This window comes from Acidimicrobiales bacterium (assembly GCA_035546775.1).
Lineage (GTDB): Bacteria > Actinomycetota > Acidimicrobiia > Acidimicrobiales > JACCXE01 > JACCXE01.
The window spans coordinates 34,299-49,122 of the sequence record DASZWD010000030.1 but is presented as its reverse complement, the minus strand read 5'-3'; the positions used below and the strand labels follow the sequence as shown (position 1 = coordinate 49,122).

The following is a 14,824-nucleotide window of genomic DNA, read 5'->3' as shown; positions in this document are numbered from 1 at the left end:
CGCTGGCGCCGGGACGGAGCAGAGGCGAAAGTCCCAGCGCGCCTTGGCAAAAGTCTCAGGTGACGAGGACCGGCGTGCCGACCGGGACCGTGTTGCTGCTCCACAGGAAGTCCATGGCGGCGTTGACCACGCGCACGCAACCGTGCGACGCCGGAAACGCCGGGACACTCGGGTAACCGTGGAGCGCGATGCCGCGCACGAAGTACTTCGGGCGGTAGAGGACACCGAGCGGTGACCGGTGATACCCGTCGATCTGCCGGGTGACCGCGAAGTTTCCCGCGGGCGTCGTCCAGCCGCGCTTGCCCGTAGACGTGTCGAACACCCAGTCGACGCGATCACCGGTGACGACGAAGAGAACCTGGCGGGCGCGATCGATCTCGACGTGGTGGCCGACGGCCGAACGGGGCACCGGCCGCGCGGCACGCGCCAACGCATCGAGCGTCGCCGGCGTCAATGCACCGTCGCGCGGCAGCCCGCTGACCTTCTCGAACGCAACGACGGCGTGACGCGTCGAGGAGCCGAATGTGCCGGCGGGGTCGTTCAGCCAGTAGCCCAGCGCCTGGAGGCGTGACTGCGCCGCCGCGACATCGGTGCTCGCGGCCGGCGCGGTCGTGGGCGGCGGTGCGGTCGTGGTCGACGTCGACGTCGACGTGGTCGTCGACGCACGCGTCGTCGTCGTCGTGGGAGCGATGACGACGTGGTCCTCGGGGGCCCGCAGCACGAGTGCGCTCACGACCACGAGCGCGGCCACACTCAGCGCCATCACCGCCGTCGCCACCGCTCGTTTCGTCACGCCCGCAGCGTGCGCTCGGCTGGCTCCGGACGGGAGAGTCAATCGGGGCGTACGGTCGGGACCTTCGGCTCTACGGCTCGGGACGCGTTCGCGCTTCGATGCGGGAGAAGCACGAAGAAAGGACTCGCAATGTCTCTCACCCTGCACCGGTTCCCGGACCTCGGCGACCTCATGGACGACCGTCTGCCGCGCATCGAGGAGTTCCAGGAAGACCACACGGTCGTCGTCCGATTCGAGATGCCCGGCATCGATCCCGACAACGACGTCGAGATCACCGTCACCGACGGCGTGCTAAGGATCAAGGCCGAGCGCCGTGAGGAGACGAAGTCCGACGACACCCACGCGTACCGGTCCGAGTTTCGCTATGGCTCCTACAGCCGCGGCATCCAGCTGCCCGCCGGCGCATCGGAAGACGACGTGAAGGCCAGCTATAAGGACGGCATTCTCGAAGTGCGCGTTCCGATGAGCGACGAGAAGGCCGAAGCCAAGAAGATCCCCGTAACGCGGGCTTAGCCGCTTGCGCATCACCTTCTGGGGCGCGGCGGAGACCGTTACGGGCTCCCGCTTCCTCGTAGAGACACGCGGGAAACGGGTGCTCGTCGACTGCGGCCTCTTCCAGGGAATCAAGCGACTGCGGAGCCTGAACTGGGATCCGTTCCCGGTGGCGCCCGCGTCCATCGACGCCGTCGTGTTGACCCACGCCCACATCGACCACACCGGCTACCTGCCGGCGCTGGTGCGCGACGGCTTCCAAGGATCGGTCTGGTGCACCGACGGCACCGAGGCGCTGGCGCGCATCCTGCTGCTCGACTCCGCGCACCTCCACGAGGAGGACGCCCGCTACGCCAACCGGCACCACTCGAGTCGCCACCACCCGGCCCTGCCGCTGTTCACGACGGAGGACGCCGAACGGGCGCTCACGCACCTACGCGTCGCCCCGTTCGCCAAGGCGTTCAACCCCGTCCCCGAGCTGACGGCGTCGTTCTCGCCCGTTGGCCACATCCTGGGTGCCGCCTCGGTCCGAGTCGACGACGGCACCACTGCCGTGGCGTTTACCGGCGACGTCGGCCGGCCGGAGGATCCGTTGATGCTGGCGCCGGAGCCCTTGCCCGCCGCCGACTTCGTCGTCACCGAGTCCACCTACGGCAACCGCTTTCACCCACGGGTCGACGCGGCCGAGGAGTTGACGTCGGTCATCACCCGCACCGTCGGCCGCGGGGGATCGGTTCTCATCCCCGTCTTCGCCGTCGGCCGGGCCCAGATGATGCTGCACCTCCTGGCGCAGCTGCGCGCCGCCGGGCGGATCCCGTCGGTGCCGACGTTCCTGAACAGCCCGATGGCGATCAACGCCACCGAACTGTTCACGCGGTTCTCCGGTGAGCACAAGCTGTCGGACGCGGAATGCGCCGCCATGTTCGACGCCGTCGAGTTCGTGCGCACCGCCGAGGAGTCAAAGGCGCTCACGGCGCGCCGCGGCCCGACGATCGTGCTCGCGGCGAGCGGCATGCTCACCGGTGGGCGCGTCCTGCACCACCTGATGGCGTTGGCACCCGATCCGCGCAACACGATCCTCATCACCGGATTCCAGGCTGCGGGCACCCGAGGAGAATCGCTCCTGATGGGCGCCCGCAGCGTCAAGGTGTTCGGCACGTACGTACCGATCCGCGCCGAGGTGGCCCGGATGGAGAGTTTGTCGGCTCACGCCGACGCCGACGAACTCGTCGAGTGGCTGGGACGTACTGCCGTTCCGTCACAGGGCGCGGCCGTCGTCCACGGCGAAGCGTCCGCCGCTGATGCGCTGCGGCGCCGCCTGCACGACGAACTGGGCTGGTCGGCTCGCGTACCTGTGCTCGGCGACGCGATCGATCTCAGCTGACGACGACCGGGATGGCGCTGAAGTCGCCGGGATCGGTCTCGAGACCGACGCCGCCCTTCATCAGCAGCATCACCGTGTCACCGGGGTGCGCCGCCGACAGGTCGAGGGTGACGCTGAAGGCCTCCGGCGTCGCCATCGACCCGCCGTGGCCCTGCGCGCTGGCGAGCTTCGTGGCGTTGCCGGCGACAAAGGCCTGCACGAGGACGAGCGCTTCGAAACCACGGCCTTTGCCGGTGACCGTCAGCGAACCGGCGCTCACCGTCGCCCGCGCCACCGGCGAGCTGAAGACTTCGCTGTCGTTGACCGCCGCGGTGATGAACCAGCCGTGGCGAGCGCCGAGCTGGCGTAAGAGCAGCCGGCTGCGCTCCGTCTTCTGCGACGACCCCTCCGGCTGCGAGTACACGAGCATCTCCCCGCTCGTGGTGTCGCCCTGCTGGAAGTCCCCCAGCACCGGGGGAACGCCGAGGACCTTGGACACGAAGTCCGACGCCGCCGCCGCCGGCGTGGCGAAATACGTGTCGGCCGTCGGCCAGATGGCCGGCTGTTCGAGACCGGCGAGGCTTGTGCTCGTGGACGTGGCGGGCGCCGTCGACGACGACGTGGTCGACGCGCCGTTGTTGTCGTTGCTCTTACCGCAGGCCGCCAGGGCGAGGGCGATGGTGACGCCCGCTACGAGGATGCGCTTCATGGGCGCCAGGTTGCGCCCTTTTGGCGGGGTCAGGCAGGGCCGGAAGTCCCTGTTTCGCCTCTGGTCGTGAGCGCACGCTACGAGCGTGAAGATCAGCGAAGTCATGACGAGTCCGGCCATCACCATCGGGCCGAGTATGCCGTTCTCCGACATCGTCGACACCCTGCTGCACAACGACGTGAGCGGGCTGCCGGTGGTCGACGAGTCCGGGGCTCTCCTGGGCGTCGTCACCGAGGCCGACCTCATGAGCAACGAGGCTTATGGGCCGGCCCGGCGCCGCCCGCTGGCGCTGATCGGCGCGTATCTGAGCGGCCACGATCCCCAGTGGGTTCGCAAAGCGGCGGGCCTGACGGCGCGGGAACTCATGACCGCCGCGCCGATGACGGCGTCGCCCGACGAGACAGTGGTGTCCGCGGCTCAGCGCATGCTGCTGTCGCACCGCAAGCGCATGCCGGTCGTGCAAGACGGCCGCGTCGTGGGCATCGTCACGCGCCACGACTTGCTCAAGCCATTTCACCGGACCGACGACGACCTCGCCACCGAAGTCAGTGAACGGTTCACCAGCCCGCTCCAGTCGCCCGAGCATCATCACGCGCGCGTCTCGGTCGCCGGCGGCGTCGTCACGCTCGACGGCGAGGCCGACACTCCGATGGACGTGGCGCTTCTGGCAGCGGTCGCGTCGAAGGTCGAAGGGGTCGTCGCCGTCGAGAACCACCTCCGGGCGCTGCACGCCGACCCGAAGCTGTGAGCGCACCCAAGCACTTCCTCGTCGCCCTCGATGACCTTCCGCCGTCGTCGCTGGCGCTGACGGTAGCGGCCGCGTTGGCCCACCGCAGCGGCGCCACCCTCGCGGGCGTCGTCGTCAACTCCCCCAACAGCGACCACGGGCGTGACGAGTTCGAGATGCGGGCCCAAGCCGAACGCGCCGGGGTGACGCTTGAATACACGCGTGTCGTCGGCTCCGACGACGTCGCCACCTCCCTGCTCGCCGCCGGCGAGCTCGACGCCGCCACTCTGGTTCTCGGCGCGCACGCGCGCGGGCCCCTCGGCCGGGTCCTCATCGGTTCGGTCGGAGCAGAGGTACTCGAGCGAGCGACTGAACCGGTGCTGATCGTGGGGCCCAACGCCAAGCCCCCGGAACAGTTCCCCTTCGTAATCGTGTGCCTCGACGGATCCGCCACGGCACGGCGAGCCCTCGCCCCGGCCCGGGACTGGGCCGAAGCCCTCGGCGCCGAGCTGCGCACGGTTACCGTGCCCGAGGGTGCCGATCCCGCCGACGCCATCGCCAACGTGGCCGGCGACACCCGCGCCGCGCTCATCGTCGCAACGACACACGGCCTTGGTGGTCTCGCAGCCATCGGCAGCACCTGCGCCGCGATCGTGCGGGAGGCGCCGTGCGCCGCCCTGTTGCTCGGTCCCGAAGTGCCCGCCTAGGCCGAGGCCCGCAACGCCGGCTTGTTGTCCACCAACAGCACCGGCACGCGCGATTGGCGGGCCAGCGCGGTGGCGACGCTTCCCATGAGCTTCGACCAACCGGCGCCGCGCGTGCCGACGACGATGAGTTCGTAGCCTGCCTTCTCGGCGAAGTCCTGCAACGCCACGGCCGGTTGGCCGTGGAGCACGACGGCGGTGGCGTGCAGCTCGGGATGCCGATTCGTGATGTCCCGCAGTTGTGCCTCGGCGGCGTTCTCGTCCGGTGGCGGTGAGTCGAACGGGGTCACCTCGGCGATCGCCAGGCGCCCGAGTCGGTCGCCGAGCAAGGCCCGCACGCGCTCGACGGCTTCGGTCGCCTCGGCCGATCCGTCGTAGCCGACCACCACGTCGAGATTTCCTGCGCCCGCGTGCGCACTGCCGCGCACGATGTGCACGGCCTGGCGCGAGCCGCGCATGACATAGGCGATCGCGAGGAACAGCGCGATCGGTCCGAGGAACATGCCGAGCAAGAGCCACACGTAGCCGTCGTAGCCGCGGCGGCGCATGACGAAGCCGATGAGGATCGCCTCGAGGGCGAAGCCGAGCATGATGAACGACGGAGCTTCACTCATGCTGCCAGCGTGCGGCTCCGTAGCGCCGTGGCGGTACGGCCGAACGGCCCTATTCGGTGAATTCGGCCGCGAGTTCTTCGCGCAGGACGCGGCGCAGCAGTTTGCCCGTCTCGTTGAACGGCAGCTCGTCGCGGAAGGCGATGCGTTCGGGCGTGCTCGCCGAGCGCAGCGCCGCCCGCACGTGGGCCCGCAGTTCGTCTTCGGTGCAATCGGCGCACGGCACCACGACCGCCACTACGCGCTCGCCCCACTCGACGTCCGGAATACCGACGACGGCGGCGTCGCTCACGGCCGGGTGTTGCACCAGCACGGCTTCGATCTCGCCCGGCGACAGGTTCTCGCCGCCGCGCACGATCACGTCGTCGACCCGGCCCTGGACGAAGAGATAGCCCTCGGCGTCGAGGTAGCCGGCGTCACGCGTGTTGAACCACCCGTCGCCCTCGGTGACCGATCCGGCGCCCACATACTCGCCCGACACCTGATCGCCGCGCACCCAGATGATGCCGTCGCGGATGTCGACCTCGACGCCCGGCAGCGGGCGACCGACCGATCCGAGCCGGGCGCGCACGTCGGGCTCGTCCGAGTAGAACGCGACGAGGTGGTCGTCGGGTCCGAGGACGGAGATGGTCGAACTCGTCTCGGTGAGGCCGTAGGCGTTCACGAGGTCGACGCCGGGCAGCAACGTGATGGCGCGCTCGACGACGGGCATCGGCATGGGTCCGCCGCCGTATGCCAGCGACCGCAGCGACGGCAGGCCTTCGCCGTCGGCCTCGACGACGTCGAGGATGCGGTTGAGCATCGTGGGCACGACCATCGCGTGGGTGACTTTCTCGCGTCGCACGGCGTCGACCCACAACTGCGGCTCGAAGTGCTCGAGCTGCACCACGCGGCGCCCGACGTAGGTCGTCGACAGGACCGAGGACACCGAAGCGATGTGGTACGGCGGCACGCTCACGACCGTCGCCTCGTCCTCGCCCGCCGCGCCGAACTCCAACGACGACACGAGATAGGCGGCGAGGTTGCGGTGCCGCAGCACCGCCGCCTTGGGATCGCCGGTCGTGCCACTGGTGAACAGCAACACGGCGGTGGCTTCGGGGTCGCAACCCCAGCCGTCGGTCTCGTCTCGGGTGTCGTCCTCGGCGATCTTCAAGAAGGCGTCGCGGTCGATCAGCTCGACGCCCTCCATGCCGCCGATGCGCTCGGGCACCCCGGCGCCGGCGACGACGACGCAGGGCGTCACCCGCGCCACGATCGCCTGCAACCGGTCGTCGGCGAGGCGGTAGTTGACGGGCACGAACGGCTTGCCGGCGATGGCGGCGCCGAAGAGCGCCACCGGCACCGCGAGCGAGTTCTCGTCGACCAGCACGAGGTACTCGGCGTCTTGCTGTGCCAACCACGTGCCGACACGGCGGGCGCGGCGGGCCAACTCGGCGTAGGTGACGCCGTCGGTCCGGCCGCCGATGGCGACGCGGTCGGCGAGCGAATCGCTCGCCATCTCGAGGATCATGCCGACGTGCATTAGTCAGACGAAGGCAGTGGCTTCGCACCCTTCACGAACAGCGCGGCGTCACCGATCGACAGTGACCCTTCCCCCGCTTTCGTGCACAAGAACTCGACGGACTCGCCGTCGTCGGTGTAGCGCTTGCCGACGAGTGTGCCTTCGTTGAACGGTTCGGCGACGCCGGCGCCGGCGCCGTGGCCGTCGTCGATCGGGTTCATCGGCGCGCCGCCGCAGCGCAGGTCGAGGTCACCCGAACCCTTGACGACGACGACTTCGGTGGAACACACGGTGGACGCGAATCGCGCGCCCGGCTTCAGCGAAACAGTCACGCCGTGAAGTCTGTCAGCAAGTCGCGCAGGGCTTTGGGTTGATCGCTCTGGACGGCGTGGCCGGCGCCCGGGACGATTTCGATGCGCACCGACGGCAACTTTTCGCGGTACTCGTCGAGATCCTCGGGCAGCACGTAGACCGACTCGCCGCCCTTCACCACCATCGTCGGTGACTTGAGCGACGACACGTCGTCCCACAGCGACTGGAAGTCGGTCCAGTTGCGTTCGGGCAGCGGCGCCGACTCCTCACGCGGGAACAGGTCGTAGCGCCACATCCATCTGCCGTCGTCGAGGCGAACCGAGTTGTGGCGCACCCCGCGGCGGATCGCCTCGGGCGTCCGCAGCGGCGACATGGCAATGGTGGCGTCGGCCATGGCGTCGAAGGACTCATACGTCGGCGGCCCACCGATCAGCGCCACCGAACCGCGCTGCTCGGGCGTCATCGTGCGCCCTTCCTTCGAGACGTTCGGCGACACGTCGACGATGACGACGTGGTGGAACAGGTCGGGCCGTTCGGCGGCGAGCCGGATCGTCGACGCGCCGCCGAGCGACATGCCCACGACCGTCGTCGGCGGCAGGCCGAGTTTGTCGATCACTTCGGCGACGGCACGGGCGTTGGCCCACGGGCCGTAGTCGCGATCGGCGCGGCGGTCGCTGCGGCCGTGTCCGAGCAGGTCGAGGCACAGCGCCGGCGCGCCGAGGTTTACGAGCAGCGTGTCCCACGTATGGGCGTTCTGCCCGCCGCCGTGCAAAAAGACGTATTGCGGCGCGTCAGTCCCCCACTTGATCGCGGACATCATCGTGTCGTCGTCGAGCACAACTTCGACCCGCTCACAGCCGGCCAACGTGCCCGGGTCGACACCTTCCTCCTCGGCGATACCGGCCAGAAAGCCGAACTCGTCGTAGGAATCGGTGTCGACCGGAGCACGCAAGCGAAGAAGGCCTCGCTTACTTAGGTGCGAAGCGGGTGCCGGCGTCGAGGCGCAGGCACTGACCGTTGAGCATCGGGTTCTCGACGATGGCGATCGCCAGCTTGCCGTACTCCTCGGGGCGGCCGAGACGCTTCGGGAACGCCGCGTCCTTGGTCAGCACGTCGGCGAACTCCTGCGGGATGCCGGCGGTGAGGCCGGTGGCGAACAGCGACGGCGCGATGGCGAGGCAGCGGATGCCGAGACCACCGAGGTCGCGGGCGATCGTGAGGCACATGCCGGCGATGGCGGCCTTCGAGGCCGTGTAGGCCACCTGACCGATCTGGCCTTCGAACGCCGCGATCGACGCGGTGTTGATGATGACGCCGCGCTCTTCGTCCTCGGGCTCGTTGTGGCTCATGAGTTCGGCCGACAGGCGCGTCAAGTTGAACGTGGCGATCAGGTTCAGCTCGATGAGGAAGCGGAAGTCCTTCAGCGGGAAGGGACCTTCCTTGCTCAGCGTGCGGCGCGCGTTGCCGGTGCCGGTGGTGTTCACCATGATGTGGAGCGCACCCATGTCCTGCTTGATGGCGGCGAACGTGGCGTCGACGGCCTCTTCGTCCATCACGTTCAGCTCGTAGAACGGCCCGCCCAGTTCCTTGGCCGCAGCCGCGCCGAGATCCTTGTTCAGGTCGACGATGGCGACGTCCGCGCCCTTTTCCTTGAGCATGCGTGCGGTGGCGTTGGCCATGCCCGACGCGCCGCCGAAGACGACGGCCTTCTTGCCCTTGATTTCCATGAACTCCCACTCCCTCAGAACGATGTGCGGGCCGCACCATACCCCGCGGTACGTACCGAAGGCCTAGGCGAACTCAGGAGAGCGGGATGCGCCACTCCACTTCGGTGCCGCCGCCGGACCGCGCCGCGATCCGGGCGTGGCCCCCGAGCGCCTCGGCGCGCGCCTGCATGTTGGACACGCCGCTGCGCCGGCCGAGCTCGTCGGGGATGCCGATGCCGTCGTCGACGACCAGTAGCACCAGTTCGTTGGCGCTGGCCCGTAGGTCGACGTCGACCGTCTTGGCTTGCGCGTGACGCCCGGCGTTGGACACCGCTTCGCGGACCACGGCCACAACCTGGGCGCGCGCGTGGTCGTCGACGCGGGCGTCGAGGATGCCGTCGAAATTGACGCGGTGTTCGAGGCCATGAGCCCCGGCGAGGTCGCGCACGACCTCGAGCAGCTCGTTGCGCAGGCCGCCAGTGGCGACCGCCGTCTGCGTCAGGCCGAAGATGGCAGTGCGCAGGTTGCGAATCGTCTTGTCGATGGCGTCGACCGCACCGTCGATCTGCTCGCGCAGACCCGAATCCGTGACGAGTTGCGTGGCACCCTGCAGCCGCAGGCCGGTGGCGAACAGGTCCTGGATGACGGTGTCGTGCAGGTCGTGCGCGATCCGCTGCTCGTCCTCGTAGACGGCCAGCCGCTCCTTGTGCCGCTGGGCGCGGGCGAACTCCAACCCGACGCTGGCCTGCATGGCGAAGGACTGGAGGAGCGACAGCGCCGTGCGATGGAACGGTTGGCGACCCTTGCGCCGGCCGACGGCGAGGGTGCCCAGCGGTGTGCCTTGGTCCCACAGCGGCACGAACACCATCGGCCCCGAGCCGAACATCTGGATCATCGGCTGGTGCGCGTAGCTCACGCTGGCGGCGTCGCTCACCGCGACGGGCCGTCCCGTGCGCAGCACTTCGCCCGAGATCGACGCGCGAGCGGGCACGACGCTGTTGCGCAGGTCGGCGGCGCCGTGGCCGACGGCCACCCGGATGCTCAGGTCGCCGCCGGCGTGGGGCAACGCGATCGTGGCGGTGTCGGCGTCGAGGATGTCGCGGGCGTATGCCGCGACGAGCTCGAGCACGTCGTCGGGATTCGCACCCGACAACAACGCGGTGGCGATGCTCTGCGATGCCGTGAGGCTGCGCTCGCGCAACTGCACCTCGTCGTGCAGGCGGGCGTTCGCGATCGCCGAGCCGGCCGCCGCGGCCAGTGCCACCACGCGCCGCTCGTCGGCCTCACTGAACTCGTCACCCGAGCGCTTCTCGCACAGGTACAGGTTGCCGAACACCTCGCCGCGCACGAGCACGGGAACGCCGAGGAATCCGCGCATCGGCGGGTGCCCGGCCGGAAATCCGAAGGAGGACGCGTGCTCGCCGAGGTTGGCGAGCCGCAGTGGTTGGGGATCGGTGATCAGCTGGCCCAGCACGCCGTGGCCCTCGGGCAAGCGGCCGATGACGGCGACGGTGGCGGGGTCGAGCCCTTCGTGGACGAACTCCGACAACAGCCCGTCCTCGCCGATGACGCCCAGCGCGCCGAACCGGGCATCGGCGATCCAGCACGCGGCCGACACGACCCGCTGCAGAACCTGCGCCAACTCGAGGTCTGTCGCCAGCCCGCCGACGGCAGCAAGCAGAGATGTCTCACGATCATCCATCTGTTTCGATGGTACGCCTGCCGGTACTGATTGGCGAGCGGCTCGTAGGGCCGATCGTCCCTCGGCGCGAGGGCCTGTGGCTCTGCCGTAGCCCGCCGCGCGCTCGGACACTGGAGAGGGTGGGCGACTACCAACAAATCCTCAACGAACTGCGGCAACCGACGGCGGAACTGCGCCACGAAATTCCCGACACCTGGGCCGGGTTCCTGGCGCTCCACGAGTCGGCCGTACGCGATGGGCTTGTGCCGGGTCGGATCAAGGAGCTCATCGCTTTGGCGATCGCCGTGGTGCAGCGCTGCGACGGTTGCATCGCCTACCACGCGAAAGCGGCGGCCCGCGCCGGCGCCACGCGAGACGAACTCGCGGAAATCCTCGGCGTGGCGCTGCTGATGGACGGGGGTCCCGCCAGCGTGTACGCCCCGCGGGCGTGGGCGGCGTTCACCGAGTTCGCCACACCACCGCCGAGCGCCGCGACATGAGCTGGGAGACGATCCACAAACCCGAGTGGCCGCGGGGTGTCGTCCCGAACGTGGTCGACTATTCGGCGGCGTGCCGCGACTTCTCATGGGAGGCCGCCCGCCGCCAGCTCGACGGCCTGCCCGACGGCGCCGGGCTCAACATCGCCTACGAGTGCGTCACCCGCCACGCCCGCGGTGCGGGCGCCAACCGCACCGCGTTGCGCTGGATCGACCGCAACGGCACGACGAGGTCGGCGACATACGCACAGCTCGACGCGCTCACCAGTCGCTTCGCCAACGTCTTGCGCTCGCTCGACGTCGCCAAAGGCGAGCGCGTATTCGCGTTGCTCGGTCGCGTACCTGCGCTCTACGTCGCCGCCTTCGGCACGCTGAAGAACTCCAGCGTCTTCTGCCCGCTGTTCGCGGCCTTCGGCCCCGAACCGGTGTACCAACGCCTCGATCGCGGTGACGCTCGCGTGCTGATCACGACGGCCGCCGCCTATCGCCGCAAGGTCGCCCCGATGCGCGACTCGCTCCCACTCCTCGAGCACGTGATCCTCGTCGACGACGACAACCTCGCCGCCGGCGATTGCGCATTGTCGTTCGACGAGTTGATGGCCGCGGCGTCCGAGGACTTCACGATCCCGCCAACGTCGCCCGACGACATGGCGTTGCTGCACTTCACCAGCGGCACGACCGGGACGCCGAAGGGCGCGGTACACGTGCACGAGGCGGTGGTGGCGCATCATGCGACGGCAGCGTCCGCGCTCGACCTTCACCCTGACGACGTCTTCTGGTGCACCGCCGATCCCGGATGGGTGACCGGCACGTCCTACGGCATCGTCGCCCCGCTGTCGCACGGCATTACGACCGTGGTCGACGAGGGCGAATTCAACGCGCTGCGGTGGTACCAGACGCTGCAAGACGAACGCGTCACCGTTTGGTACACCGCGCCCACCGCGCTGCGCATGCTGATGCGCGGCGACCCGGGGTTGGCGCGTGGCTTCGACCTGTCGCAGCTGCGTTTCATCGCCAGCGTCGGGGAACCGCTCAATCCCGAGGTCGTCGTATGGGGGCAGGAGGCACTGGGCCTGCCGATCCACGACAACTGGTGGCAGACCGAGACGGGCGGGATCATGATCGCCAACCTCGCCGGCAGCGACATCCGTCCCGGTTCGATGGGCCGGCCCCTCCCGGGCGTCGAGGCCACTGTGTTGCGGCGCGGGGCCGACGGGCGCGCCCGCGTCGTGAACGGTGCGGTGGAACCCGTGACCGAACCCGGGGCGGAAGGCGAACTCGCGCTGCGCGCCGGCTGGCCGTCGATGTTCCGCGGCTACCTGCACGAGGAGGCGCGCTACGCCAAGTGCTTCGCCGACGGGTGGTACCTGACCGGTGACGTGGCGCGCCGCGACGCCGATGGGTGGTTCTGGTTCGTCGGACGCGCCGACGACGTCATCAAGTCCGCCGGGCACCTGATCGGTCCGTTCGAAGTCGAAAGCGTGCTCATGGAGCACCCCGCCGTTGTCGAGGCCGGGGTCATCGGCGTGCCGGATCCGGTCGCCGGTGAGGTGGTGAAGGCGTTCGTGAGCCTGCGCGACGGCACCGAACCGAGCGACGCCCTTCGCCTCGAACTCATCGGCTTCGCCCGCAAACGCCTCGGCCCGGCGGTCGCACCGCGGCAGATCGCATTCGACCAGCACCTTCCCAAGACCAAGAGCGGCAAGATCGTGCGCCGCGTGCTCAAGGCGCGCGAACTACACCTGCCGGAGGGCGACCTCTCCACGCTCGAGGTGACCGCGTGACGATCGAGCGCGGCCACGGTCTGCACCTGCTGCGCGAGATGTTGCGGATACGCCGCTTCGAAGAGCGCTGCGTCGAGTTGTACAGCGCCGCGTCCATCCGCGGCTTCATGCACCTCTACATCGGCGAAGAGGCCGTCGCCGTCGGCGTGATGCAGTCCCTCGCGGCCGACGACGCCGTTGTCGCCACGTACCGCGACCACGGCCACGCGATCGCCCGCGGGGTGGCGCCCGGCGCCGTCATGGCGGAGATGTACGGCAAGGTCGAAGGCGCCAGCCGTGGACGCGGCGGTTCCATGCACATCTTCGACCGGGACCACCGCTTCTACGGCGGCAACGCCATCGTCGGCGGCGGGCTGCCGATCGCCGCCGGACTCGCATTGGCCGATCGCATGCAGGCGCGCCCGCGCGTGACCGCGTGCTTCTTCGGCGAAGGCGCCGTCGCCGAGGGCGAGTTCCACGAGACGATGAACCTCGCGGCGCTATGGCAGCTGCCCGTGCTGTTCTGCTGCGAGAACAACTTGTACGCGATGGGCACGGCGCTCGACCGTTCGGAGTCCGAGACGAACATCGCGTACAAGGCCGGGAGCTACGAGATGCCGGCGTGGCGCGTCGACGGCATGGACGTGCTCGCGGTGGAAGAAGCCGCGGCGACGGCGGCGACGGCCGTGCGCTCCGGAGGGGGGCCGGTGTTCCTCGAGTTGTGCACCTATCGGTATCGCGCCCACTCGATGTACGACCCCGAGCGCTACCGCACGAAGGACGAAGTGGAGCACTGGCGCGAGCGCGACCCGATCGACGCCCTCATCCGCCGGCTCGGCGAAGACGACGCGTGCTCACCCGACGATGTGGCCACCATCGAAGCCGACATTGCAGCGGAAGTCGACAGCGCCGTGGCGTTTGCCGAGGCCGGCACGCTGGAAGCCGTCGAAGACCTGACTCGCTTCGTGTACTCCGCGGAGCAACCGTGAAGACGACCTACCGCGAGGCGATGCGCGCCGCACTGCGCGACGCCCTCGTGCGCGACGAGCGCGTGTTTCTGATGGGCGAGGACGTTGGCCGATACGGCGGGTGCTACGCCGTCAGCCTCGGCCTCCTCGAAGAGTTCGGGCCCGAGCGCATTCGCGATACTCCCCTTTCCGAGTCGGCGTTCGTGGGCGCGGGGATCGGCGCCGCGTTGGGCGGCATGCGCCCGGTCGTCGAGATCATGACCGTCAACTTCTCCCTCCTGGCCCTCGACCAAATCATGAACAACGCCGCGACGTTGCTGCACATGTCCGGGGGTCAGTACAACGTGCCCATCGTCATCCGCATGACGACGGGAGCCGGACGGCAGCTGGCGGCGCAGCACTCGCACAGCCTCGAGGGTTGGTACGCGCACATCCCCGGCATCAAGATCGTCACGCCCGCCACCATCGAGGATGCGCGCGGAATGCTGTGGACCGCGCTGTGCGATCCCGACCCGGTGCTGATCTTCGAGCACGGCGGGCTCTACAACGTCTCGGGCGAGCTCGCCGACGACGCTGGTCCGGTCGACATCGATCGCGCCGCGATTCGGCGCGCCGGCACCGACGTGACGCTGATCGCCTACGGGGGAACGGTCGCTACCGCGCTGGCCGCCGCCGACACCTTGGCGGCGCGGGGCGTCGACGCCGAGGTCGTCGACCTGCGGACACTGCGCCCCCTCGACACCGAAACGATCGTGTCGTCGGTCACGCGTACCCACCGCGCCGTGATCGTCGACGAAGGCTGGCGCAGCGGAAGCCTGTCGGCGGAAATCAGTGCCCGCATCACCGAGGGCGCGTTCTTCGACCTCGACGCCCCCGTGGAACGCGTTTGCACCGCCGAGGTACCGATCCCCTACGCCAAGCACCTGGAAGATGCGGCGCTGCCGCAGGCACACACCGTGGTCGCGGCCGCGCTCGCCGCGCTAGGCGGCAGCTGAAC

The 14,824-nt window shown here is 69.3% G+C and carries 16 protein-coding genes; 8 read left to right on the top strand and 8 right to left on the bottom strand.

Annotated elements, in window-relative coordinates:
* Window positions 1-55: 55 nt before the first annotated feature.
* A complete protein-coding gene (locus tag VHC63_06010; GenBank protein HVV36140.1) occupies window positions 56-793 on the bottom strand; it encodes a L,D-transpeptidase family protein in 738 nt (245 codons plus the stop codon).
* Between the two features lie 129 nt (window positions 794-922).
* Between VHC63_06010 and VHC63_06005 the strand changes: the two genes are divergently transcribed.
* Together VHC63_06005 and VHC63_06000 are read left to right on the top strand one after the other, a co-directional pair.
* A complete protein-coding gene (locus VHC63_06005; GenBank protein HVV36139.1) occupies window positions 923-1,306 on the top strand; it encodes an Hsp20/alpha crystallin family protein in 384 nt (127 codons plus the stop codon).
* 4 nt (window positions 1,307-1,310) lie between these two features.
* Entirely contained in the window at window positions 1,311-2,669 is a 1,359-nt protein-coding gene (locus VHC63_06000; protein HVV36138.1) for an MBL fold metallo-hydrolase, read from the top strand.
* On the opposite strand, the gene VHC63_05995 is transcribed toward VHC63_06000, so the two are convergent.
* Window positions 2,662-3,357: a hypothetical protein gene (locus tag VHC63_05995; GenBank protein ID HVV36137.1), complete on the bottom strand. Its 696-nt coding sequence runs from the start codon at window positions 3,355-3,357 to the stop codon at window positions 2,662-2,664. The genes VHC63_06000 and VHC63_05995 overlap by 8 nt on opposite strands.
* Before the next feature lie 85 nt (window positions 3,358-3,442).
* On the opposite strand from VHC63_05995, the gene VHC63_05990 reads away from it, so the two are divergent.
* Both VHC63_05990 and VHC63_05985 read left to right on the top strand, forming a co-directional pair.
* Window positions 3,443-4,105 (top strand): CBS domain-containing protein, encoded by a 663-nt coding sequence (locus VHC63_05990; GenBank protein ID HVV36136.1) that lies wholly within the window; start codon window positions 3,443-3,445, stop codon window positions 4,103-4,105.
* Window positions 4,102-4,791: a universal stress protein gene (locus tag VHC63_05985; GenBank protein HVV36135.1), complete on the top strand. Its 690-nt coding sequence runs from the start codon at window positions 4,102-4,104 to the stop codon at window positions 4,789-4,791. The genes VHC63_05990 and VHC63_05985 overlap by 4 nt, the downstream gene beginning before the upstream one ends.
* On the opposite strand, the gene VHC63_05980 is transcribed toward VHC63_05985, so the two are convergent.
* From VHC63_05980 to VHC63_05955, 6 genes are all read right to left on the bottom strand, one after another.
* The gene (locus VHC63_05980) at window positions 4,788-5,402 is read right to left on the bottom strand and encodes a universal stress protein (protein ID HVV36134.1); all 615 of its coding nucleotides are present in this window, start codon (window positions 5,400-5,402) and stop codon (window positions 4,788-4,790) included. The genes VHC63_05985 and VHC63_05980 overlap by 4 nt on opposite strands.
* Window positions 5,403-5,451: 49 nt before the next feature.
* A complete protein-coding gene (locus VHC63_05975) occupies window positions 5,452-6,921 on the bottom strand; it encodes a class I adenylate-forming enzyme family protein (GenBank protein ID HVV36133.1) in 1,470 nt (489 codons plus the stop codon).
* A complete protein-coding gene (locus VHC63_05970; protein ID HVV36132.1) occupies window positions 6,921-7,232 on the bottom strand; it encodes a hypothetical protein in 312 nt (103 codons plus the stop codon). Before VHC63_05970 ends, VHC63_05975 begins: the two co-directional genes overlap by 1 nt.
* Complete coding sequence (locus tag VHC63_05965; protein HVV36131.1) at window positions 7,229-8,164, bottom strand: alpha/beta hydrolase; 936 nt, start codon at window positions 8,162-8,164, stop codon at window positions 7,229-7,231. The genes VHC63_05970 and VHC63_05965 overlap by 4 nt, the downstream gene beginning before the upstream one ends.
* Before the next feature lie 16 nt (window positions 8,165-8,180).
* Entirely contained in the window at window positions 8,181-8,939 is a 759-nt protein-coding gene (locus tag VHC63_05960; GenBank protein ID HVV36130.1) for an SDR family oxidoreductase, read from the bottom strand.
* Between the two features lie 73 nt (window positions 8,940-9,012).
* Window positions 9,013-10,620 (bottom strand): GAF domain-containing protein, encoded by a 1,608-nt coding sequence (locus VHC63_05955; GenBank protein ID HVV36129.1) that lies wholly within the window; start codon window positions 10,618-10,620, stop codon window positions 9,013-9,015.
* A 119-nt stretch (window positions 10,621-10,739) separates the two neighbouring features.
* Between VHC63_05955 and VHC63_05950 the strand changes: the two genes are divergently transcribed.
* Genes VHC63_05950 through VHC63_05935 form a run of 4 tightly spaced genes read left to right on the top strand, consistent with a single transcriptional unit; the run spans window position 10,740 to window position 14,822 of the window.
* Complete coding sequence (locus VHC63_05950) at window positions 10,740-11,099, top strand: carboxymuconolactone decarboxylase family protein (protein ID HVV36128.1); 360 nt, start codon at window positions 10,740-10,742, stop codon at window positions 11,097-11,099.
* Window positions 11,096-12,880 (top strand): acetate--CoA ligase, encoded by a 1,785-nt coding sequence (gene acsA / locus VHC63_05945; GenBank protein HVV36127.1) that lies wholly within the window; start codon window positions 11,096-11,098, stop codon window positions 12,878-12,880. The genes VHC63_05950 and acsA overlap by 4 nt, the downstream gene beginning before the upstream one ends.
* Window positions 12,877-13,848, top strand: a complete 972-nt coding sequence (gene pdhA, locus VHC63_05940) for a pyruvate dehydrogenase (acetyl-transferring) E1 component subunit alpha (protein ID HVV36126.1) — start codon at window positions 12,877-12,879, stop codon at window positions 13,846-13,848. The genes acsA and pdhA overlap by 4 nt, the downstream gene beginning before the upstream one ends.
* Entirely contained in the window at window positions 13,845-14,822 is a 978-nt protein-coding gene (locus VHC63_05935; protein HVV36125.1) for a pyruvate dehydrogenase complex E1 component subunit beta, read from the top strand. The genes pdhA and VHC63_05935 overlap by 4 nt, the downstream gene beginning before the upstream one ends.
* Window positions 14,823-14,824: the final 2 nt, after the last annotated feature.